7 protein-coding genes are annotated in these 7362 nt (G+C 51.3%); 6 read left to right on the forward strand and 1 reads right to left on the reverse strand.

Going from position 1 to position 7362, the window contains the following annotated elements:
- A partial coding sequence (locus HT737_RS28510) for a LysR family transcriptional regulator (RefSeq protein ID WP_182404489.1) occupies positions 1 to 243 on the reverse strand: 243 nt, incomplete at its 3' end.
- Between the two features lie 191 nt (positions 244 to 434).
- Here HT737_RS28510 and HT737_RS28515 point away from each other — a divergent pair.
- The 6 genes from HT737_RS28515 to HT737_RS28535 are packed head-to-tail and all read left to right on the forward strand — an operon-like array spanning position 435 to position 7236.
- Complete coding sequence (locus HT737_RS28515; RefSeq protein ID WP_182404490.1) at positions 435 to 1355, forward strand: ABC transporter permease; 921 nt, start codon at positions 435 to 437, stop codon at positions 1353 to 1355.
- On the forward strand, positions 1321 to 2226 hold the full coding sequence (locus HT737_RS28520; RefSeq protein WP_306287299.1) for an ABC transporter permease: 906 nt from the start codon (positions 1321 to 1323) through the stop codon (positions 2224 to 2226). The genes HT737_RS28515 and HT737_RS28520 overlap by 35 nt, the downstream gene beginning before the upstream one ends.
- Before the next feature lie 25 nt (positions 2227 to 2251).
- Positions 2252 to 3331, forward strand: a complete 1080-nt coding sequence (locus HT737_RS32105; RefSeq protein ID WP_306287300.1) for an ABC transporter substrate-binding protein — start codon at positions 2252 to 2254, stop codon at positions 3329 to 3331.
- A gap of 37 nt (positions 3332 to 3368) precedes the next feature.
- A complete protein-coding gene (locus tag HT737_RS32110; protein ID WP_306287301.1) occupies positions 3369 to 3869 on the forward strand; it encodes a hypothetical protein in 501 nt (166 codons plus the stop codon).
- Positions 3870 to 3874: 5 nt separating this feature from the next.
- Positions 3875 to 5380, forward strand: a complete 1506-nt coding sequence (argH, locus tag HT737_RS28530) for an argininosuccinate lyase (protein ID WP_182404491.1) — start codon at positions 3875 to 3877, stop codon at positions 5378 to 5380.
- An 11-nt stretch (positions 5381 to 5391) separates the two neighbouring features.
- Positions 5392 to 7236, forward strand: coding sequence for a dipeptide ABC transporter ATP-binding protein (locus HT737_RS28535; RefSeq protein ID WP_182404492.1), 1845 nt, complete (start codon positions 5392 to 5394; stop codon positions 7234 to 7236).
- Positions 7237 to 7362 lie beyond the last annotated feature (126 nt).

The raw sequence follows: 7362 nt of genomic DNA on the forward strand, positions 1-7362 counted from the left end.
CTCAATGCGTTCGATACCTTGATAAAACTTGTCGACTTCAGAGTACAGGAGCTGAGCTTCCGCGCCTGGAATAAGGCGATTGCCTTCTCGGCGGAACAATCGAAGCGACAGTACGACTTCGAGATCGCGTATGAGCCTGCTGACAGCGGGTTGGGTTATCTGTAGCGCTTCGGCGGCGATGGTCATGCTACCGGTGAGCATGACTGCCCGAAAGGCTTCCAGTTGGCGGGGATTTAACTTCATCGTAGCGCTCGAGCGGTATAGGAGAGGGGCTTTCGGTTAAACGTATAACATTTTGTTATGCGCGTCCAACATCTTACCGGTTTGCGATAGGAGTGTGACAGAGCGATGATCTATTTGCGTTGTTTTAGCTAACAGCATGGCTTCGCAATAATGCCGGGTAGTGCTGACGCAAAATAAAAAGAGGACAACTCGTGCTGAACTATACCTTGCGCAGGTTAATACTCCTGCTACCGATGTTATTGGGAGTATCTATTGTGGTATTCCTGGTGATGCATTTTATTCCGGGTGATCCGGCTCAACTGGCTGCGGGACCTGATGCGACTGCAGAAGATGTTGCACAAATCCGGCAAAACTATGGGCTGGATCAACCACTCGCTACTCAATACATCATCTATGTAAAAAAAATTGTCAGTGGCGATTTCGGTGAATCGTTCCAGACATTTACTCCGGTACTTGAAGGCATTTCAAGAACGCTCCCAGCGACTATTGAGTTGACCGCTGCCGGAATGCTGCTCGCAGTCATCATTGGTGTCCCGCTGGGTATTATCGCGGCACTAAGGCCCAGGGGATTGCTTGATAGTTCGCTCACCACCTTTGCAGTTTTGGGTATCTCAGTCCCCGGTTTTTTTCTCGGCCTTATATTAATGTCGATCTTTTCAGCCAGCCTAGGCTGGCTACCGCCCACCGGAAGAGGCGGGTGGCAGCATTTGATATTGCCGGCGGTGACTCTGGGCTTGCCGTATGTTGCAACTTTTTCGAGGCTAGCTCGATCCACAATGATGGACGTGCTGAAGGAAGATTACATTCGTACCGCCTACGCGAAAGGTGTACCCAGCTACAAAGTTATTCTTAAACACGCACTTTCTAATGCGTCCATTCCACTTGTTACAGTCTTCGGGATGGATTTTGGCCGCCTGCTGGGAGGGGCTGTTATTGTCGAAACCGTATTTGCCTGGCCCGGTATGGGGCGGTTCCTGATTGATGCAATTATGGCTCGAGACATTTATGTAGTTCAAGGTACAGTCCTTGTGTTTGCAGCCTTGGTAGTGATCATCAATTTAATTGTGGACCTCGTATATGGCATCCTCGATCCTCGCATCACCTACAACTAAGGCTGATATGAATCTGCCGAAAAAACGTCGGCTGGGCTTTGTTGGCTTCCTTATATCCAATAAGCGTTGGTTTGCGCTTGGTGCATTTATTGTCATCCTGGCAATGATCGTAGCTGCGTTTTGCGCCCCTTTCCTGTTTGACTGGGATTCGGTGACAAAGATCAACTTGTCCAAATCACTTATTGGTCCGGGTACCGAGTCTTTGCTTGGAACGGATCAAATGGGCCGGGACTTGTTAGGAAGAGTCCTGTGGGGCGCTCGCATCACACTCACTGTAGCGGTTACCAGTGTCGCTATTGCGATGCTGGTTGGCGTTTCGGTAGGCGCAGCTTGCGGATATTACAACGGTGCCGTCGCCAGTCTGGTAATGCGGATTATGGATTCCATGATCGCGTTCCCCAGGACCTTGGTAGCAATTTTGATTATTACCGTCGCGGGAAACAGCATCTTAAGCCTGACACTCGCCATTGCCATCTCAACCATTCCTATCTACGTCCGTTTTTTTGCAGGACCGGTGATGGCGCTGAGAAATCGGGAGTTTGTTCTAGCCTCGAAATCCATCGGAGTCGGTGATCTGCGATTGTTGCTGGTGCATATCCTGCCCAACATTGGTTCGCTGGTCATTATTCAGGCAACCGTATCGCTGGCTGAAGCCATCCTGATTGGTTCTGGGCTTAGCTTTCTGGGACTTGGCCCACCGCCGCCAACGCCGGAGTGGGGTTCGATGATCGCCGAGTCGCGGCCGTTGCTGACCACACATCCGTATGTCTTGCTCGCGCCTGGATGCGCCCTGGTCTTGACCATATTGAGCTTTAACATTGTTGGCGATGCGCTACGGGATTATATCGATCCGAAATCGCGAAACGCTTAATTGAAATCAGGGCGGGTAATCGCCGATGAGTTCCACAAAAATAATAGAGCGAGACGATGTGATGGGACGCTTAAATTTCCTGGCAGTACTCATACGCAGTTTTTCTGTTCTAGGCATCATAGGGCTGTCGGCCAGTTTGCCGACTGTTGCCCACGCCAAAGAGCCTGGGCAAATAACCCTCGTTCAGGGCGCTGATATAGACACTTTGGACCCTGCCATTTCGCGCAGCGTACCTTCTTATAATGTCATTGATCACTTGTTCAACAGGCTCATAGATTGGGATGGAAACGACCGCTCTAATTTTGTGCCTGATTTGGCAGAATCATGGTCCAGAACGGAAGATGGCAAGCAATGGACATTTGTATTGAAGCAGGGAGTCAAATTCCATGATGGTACGGATTTCAATGCTGAGGCAGTGAAATTCAACCTAGATAGAATTCGCAACCCAAAACTGGGATCTCCACATCGTTCTTATTATGCGGATATTTTGGCTGTGGAGGCTGTGTCGCCGTATCAGGTACAGATCACGACCAAAAATGCTTCCCCCACTATGCTGGAACTGCTGGCAAAAGAATCCTCGTCAATGAGTAGCCCGGCAGCCGTTGCTAAATACGGACGAGCCTATGGACATCATCCCGTCGGTACTGGACCCTACATTTTTGATAGTTGGATACCCAATGATCAGGCCGTGATTGAAAAGAATGCTTCTTTTTATGGAGAAGCAGGAAAGCCTTCAAAAATTGTATTTCGGCCAGTAAGAGAGGACGCTTCTCGAGTAATTGAGCTGCGGACAAACAATGCGGACGTCGCTGCAAATTTGTCGCCAGAAGCCGCGATTGAGTTAACGGAACTCAATAAATCTAAGTTGATCCGCGTGCCCAGTACATTCCAGATCTTCTTTGAAATGAACCTGACAAAGCCGCCATTCGATGACGCGCGTATCCGCCGTGCAGTCAGTATGGCAATTGATCGCCAGGCGTTGGTAAACAAAGTTCTGCTTGGATATGGAAAAGTGCCTACAGGTCCATTTCCCGAAGGCACACAAGCTCGACAAGCGTTTGCTCCGGTCAAGTACGATCCTGAGGCTGCGAAAAAAAATCATTAATGAAGTTTATCCCGGAGGCTATCCAGGAACAATTGTTATGTGGACCCCGGCGGGACGCTATACCAAGGACCGACAAGTCGCCGAGGTTGTTCAAGGCTATCTCAATGCGGTAGGGCTCAAGACCGAATTCAAAGTATGGGAGTGGGCAACGTATCAAAAGAACTTGTATCGCCCGGATCCAGGAAAAGGAACGGGTAAAGGGACAAATGATGCAAACATGTGGTTGCTCGGAACAGGTATTTCTGATGCGGACATTCGCCTGCGCCGGAAGTTATCTACGGGTGATCCACAGAATCTAACAGGGTATAGCAATCCCGATGTAGACAAGTATCTCCAACTTGCCTCTCGTGAGCTGGATGAGAAAAAGCGCATGTCCTATTACGGCCAGATACAACAGATTCTTTGGGAACAGGATGCAGACAATCTGCCTCTTTTTGACCAAGAACAAGTTGTCGGCGTGCGCAAAGGTTTGAATGGTCTTGATATTGATTATGAAGGGACCATCGATTTTAAGAATGTAGAACTTATTGACCGGTGATTTAAATGTCGAATGTACATGCTAACGAAGCCCTGTTAACTGATGCTCGCTTGAGCGCCCCTCCTGCCGAGCGCATGGTCAAATACCATGACATTCCTGCTCTTGAAACCGAAAAGCGGCAATTTAATGAATTCGTTGAAGTTGACCTGGCTCATACTGTAATGCTCGTAGAGCAGAAAATTTTGTCTGAATCCGTAGGGCAAGCCATCCTGGCGGAGCTTCGACGGATACGGGAAATGTCTCCATCAGACTTCCCGTTTGATGTGAAGAAAGGCAGCTTTCTACTCCAGGTTGAATCGTACCTGTTCTCCAAAATTGGTGAAGATTCCGCAGGGCAAATGCATACAGGCCGCAGTCGTATCGACCAAGGTGCGACGGTGCGTCGTCTGTACGACCGAAAGCGCATTCTTGCCGTGCTGGATCGAATCAATGAGTTTCAGGTGGCGCTGATTCAGAAGGCAGCTCAGTACTCGAGCACCATTATGCCGGGCTATACACATATGCAGCACGCCCAGCCTTGGGTCTTTGGCCACTACCTGCTGAGTTTTACTTCAAGACTGCACGATAGTTTTAGCCGCCTGATGCAGGCCTATAGCAGAGTCAATCGAAACCCTCTCGGTGCCGTGGGGCTGGCCGGTACGTCTTGGCCTTTGGATCGGGAGCGTACAACGCATTTGTTGGGTTTCGATAGCCTTGTTGAAAACTCCAAACTGGGCCGGGAAGCGTGGTACGCGGCGGAGACGATCGGCGCTTTATCATTCGTTATGGCTGATTTGAACGATCTCGCTACCGATCTGCACATCTGGTCGAGTGTCGAATTCGGGACAGTAGAGAGCCACGACGGTTACTGCGGCACCAGCAGTATTTTCCCGCAGAAGAAAAATCCCAGTGGTTTGGAAACGATCAAGAAGGCAGCCGGAGGGTCTGTTACCTGGCTCAGCACTGCGCTGGCAACCTTTAGATCCGAAGGGACCGGCGATCAGGCAATGCGCGACTTGCCGCTTATACACGATGCCCTTGCAACTACAGAGGGAATGCTCGACCTGTTCACTGGCATCATCGAAACGCTGATCGTGCATGAGGACCGGATGGCGGATCTCTTGTCGGGGAGTTGGTGTACGGCGAGCAATCTCGCCGACGTTATCGTTCGAGATCAAGGTATCTCGTTCCGTCAGGTTCACCACGTGGTGGCGCGCTTGGTTCGTAACAGCTTGCTCGCCGGTGTATCGCCCGGAATGGTGACGGGTGCCGCACTGGATCAAGCCGCCATGGAGACTATTGGTTCAGCGCTCCACTACTCTGATGCGCAGGTCCGCGACTCGTTGAATCCGCGCCGGTTTGTTGAAACCCGAATCTCTGCGGGTGGAGTAGGCCCGGGCGAAATCAAGAGGTTGTTGTCGATTGCACGAAAAGAGCTTCAGCAAGATTGCGAGTGGGTTGCCCAACACCGGCAGAAGGTCGCCCAATCCCGTGCCGACCTCGACGCCGCCATCTCGAAAATCGTCGATTAAAGGAGCCTTCCATGAACCAGAATTTGGTAGCTCGCGTTAAAAACCTGAGCGTGGGGTTCGGCGCGATAGGCCGCGAATCGACTGTCGTACGTGACGTTTCCTTTGAGGTTATGCGCGGTCAGACGCTAGCGATCGTAGGCGAGTCCGGCTCCGGAAAATCCGTGACTTCAATGGCAATGGTGGGCCTGATCAAGCGAGCCGGTGGGAGGGTGCTTTCAGGTTCGATGGAGCTGCAAACCAGGGACAACAAAATGATCGACCTGGTCTCAGCTCCCGAGTCCGTGATGCGTCATCTCAGAGGGTCGTCGATGTCGATGATCTTCCAGGAACCCATGACCTCACTGAATCCTGTCTTCAAGATCAGCGCTCAACTCACTGAGGCCATTATTCTGCATAAGCACTGCAGTCGTGCAGAAGCGGAAGCCCAGGCGTTACGTATGCTCGATTTGGTACGCATTCCTGATGCGAAGCAGATCATGAACAGATTTCCCCACGAACTCTCCGGCGGGATGCGTCAGCGCATCATGATTGCCATGTCGCTGGTCTGTGAGCCTACATTGCTGATCGCCGATGAGCCCACAACCGCGCTGGACGTAACGGTCCAGGCGCAGATTCTGCGCATCATCAAGGAGCTGCAAAGCAGCCTGGCAATGGGTGTTATCTTTATCACGCACGATATGGGCGTGGTGGCTGAGGTCGCAGACCAGGTGATGGTGATGAAAAAAGGCGAGACCGTCGAGCAGGGTCCCGCCAAGGCTATTCTGCAGTCACCCCCGCAACCCTATACCCGCGCACTGCTGGCCGCGGTTCCTAAAATTGGCTCAATGCACGGCACTTGTTTGCCCGCAAAGTTTCCGCTGATCGATGATAAAACTGCTGAAACGTCAGCGAGATCGGAACCAGCCCATAACGTCGCCCCTGATTACGAACATCCACCCATCCTAAGCGTAAAGTCGTTATCCATTCGATATGACCTCAAGGGTGGTCTCCTCGGAAAAGTCAGACGCCGGGTTCATGCCGTCGAAGCTATCGACTTCGACATCTACTCAGGTGAAACACTAGCACTGGTGGGTGAGTCCGGGTGTGGCAAATCAACCAGCGCCCGCGCGATCGCCGGCCTGATGCCCATACAGGGAGGGGATATCGTCTTCGGCGGTAAAAACCTTGCCTCGTTGAACAAGAGCGGTTTGAAGACGCTGCGTCGCGACATTCAAATGGTCTTTCAAGACCCTTATGCATCCCTCAACCCGCGCCTGACGATCGAGGACAGTCTTTTAGAGCCGCTATATGTGCATAACATTGCCCGTGGCGCCGAGGCGCGCAAGCAAGTTCGAAACCTGTTGGAGCGAGTTGGGCTGTCTGCTGAACATGCGAAACGTTATCCGCACGAGTTTTCCGGAGGACAGAGGCAGCGTATTTGCATCGCACGCGCGCTGACGCTATCCCCCAAACTGATCATTGCCGATGAAGCGGTATCGGCCCTGGACGTGTCCATTCAGGCACAAGTGATCAATCTTCTGCAGGATTTGCAGCGTGATATGGGAATTTCATTTCTGTTCATCTCCCATGACCTTGCGGTGGTTGAGCGGGTCAGTCATCGGGTGGGGGTGATGTACCACGGCCGTATTGTCGAAATTGGCCCGCGTCGCTCGGTATTTGAAAATCCGCATCATGCCTACACTCAAAAGTTATTGAGCGCCGTACCTTCTGCTGATTTGGACGCCCCCAGGAAACCGTTCAGCCTAATGGAAGAAGTTGTGCCGAGCAGGATTTACGACATTAACTATCAGGCGCCTGACGTAAGCTATCTGGAGGTAGGGCCTGGCCACTTTGTTGCCAATTCGGCCTTTATGTAGTCCATCAACTGATGTTGCTTTAGCGTCCTTAATCCTCAAGGACTGAACTATAAAAACAATAATTCAATACACTGCCTGCGAAGTATTGAAGATATTTAAGTTTGGCAAACAAAAACAAGAATCTCC

This window comes from Pseudomonas sp. MD195_PC81_125 (genome assembly GCF_014060985.1).
Classification (GTDB): Bacteria; Pseudomonadota; Gammaproteobacteria; order Pseudomonadales; family Pseudomonadaceae; genus Aquipseudomonas; species Aquipseudomonas parakoreensis.

Coding starts and splice junctions, on each gene's coding strand:
- HT737_RS28520 (WP_306287299.1), top strand. CDS start 1,321: ATGGCATCCTCGATCCTCGCATCACCTACAACTAAGGCTGATATGAAT.
- HT737_RS32105 (WP_306287300.1), top strand. CDS start 2,252: ATGAGTTCCACAAAAATAATAGAGCGAGACGATGTGATGGGACGCTTA.
- HT737_RS32110 (WP_306287301.1), top strand. CDS start 3,369: ATGTGGACCCCGGCGGGACGCTATACCAAGGACCGACAAGTCGCCGAG.
- argH (WP_182404491.1), top strand. CDS start 3,875: ATGTCGAATGTACATGCTAACGAAGCCCTGTTAACTGATGCTCGCTTG.
- HT737_RS28535 (WP_182404492.1), top strand. CDS start 5,392: ATGAACCAGAATTTGGTAGCTCGCGTTAAAAACCTGAGCGTGGGGTTC.